The organism is Oleiphilus sp. HI0079 (genome assembly GCF_001635105.1).
The window spans coordinates 1-1006 of record NZ_LWFT01001143.1; the positions used below are offsets into that span (position 1 = coordinate 1).

Genomic DNA, 1006 nt, shown 5'->3' on the forward strand with positions numbered 1-1006 from the left:
CCAAGATCTATGCGAACGAAGGCGTTGCTCAGATGCTGTTTTTTGAGTCGGATGAGGTTTGCGAAACAAGCTATCGTGACCGGGGTGGGAAATATCAGGGGCAGGTTGGCGTTACGTTGCCGAAAACCTAAGCCCACTGCCAGAGTAAAAAAGCGACTTAAAGGTCGCTTTTTTTATGCCTTTATTTATCCGTCTTGGGTTAGGCCTTTTCAAGTGCCTGATCAATATCGGCAATAATGTCATCTATGTGTTCTATGCCTACGGAGATGCGAACGAGGTCTTCGCTCACTCCAGCGGCTTTTAGCTCATCGGCATCTAGTTGACGGTGTGTTGTTGAAGCCGGATGACAAGCGAGTGACTTCGCATCACCAATGTTGACTAGCCTCAGGATCATCTGCAGCGCATCAATGAAACGAGCTCCAGCCTCTTTGCCACCTTTTATTCCAAAGCTGAGGATGCCCGAAGCCCTGCCTCCGCAGATGTTTTGACAATTCTCATAGTACGGGCTGTCAGGCAAGGCTGCATAGTTTACCCAGGTGATTTTAGGGTGTGTCGCAAGATGCCCCGCTACCTTTTCAGCGTTCTGACAATGGCGCTCCATGCGCAAGCCAAGGGTTTCCAAGCCTTGCATAATGAGGAATGCGTTATGTGGAGAGATCGCGGAGCCGGTATTTCGCAAAGGGACAACGCGACAACGACCAATAAACGCTGCGGGCCCTAGTGCTTCGGTATACACAACGCCATGGTATGAAGGATCAGGCTCATTGAATAGTGGGAAACGTTCTTTGTTTGCGGCCCAGTCGAATTTTCCTGAATCGACAATGACACCGCCAATGGCAATACCATGCCCACCGATGTATTTAGTCAGAGAGTGCACAACAATATCGGCGCCCTGCTTAAATGGTTGGCATAGGTAAGGTGTTGCAACCGTGTTGTCGACGATTACAGGGATGCCATGGCGGTGCGCAATTTCAGACAGCTTCTTGATGTCGACAACATTGCCAGC

Annotated in this window: 1 protein-coding gene and 1 pseudogene; one reads left to right on the forward strand and one right to left on the reverse strand. The window is 49.9% G+C overall.

Features of this window, described 5'->3' with window-relative positions; translation table 11 throughout:
* Nucleotides 1-131: pseudogene (gene dcd / locus A3750_RS20240) on the forward strand (dCTP deaminase); the annotation flags it as partial.
* A gap of 68 nt (nt 132-199) precedes the next feature.
* On the opposite strand, the gene A3750_RS20245 reads toward dcd, so the two are convergent.
* Nucleotides 200-1006, reverse strand: an 807-nt coding sequence (locus A3750_RS20245) for a PLP-dependent transferase (protein ID WP_082873369.1), incomplete at its 5' end; no start/stop codon positions are given.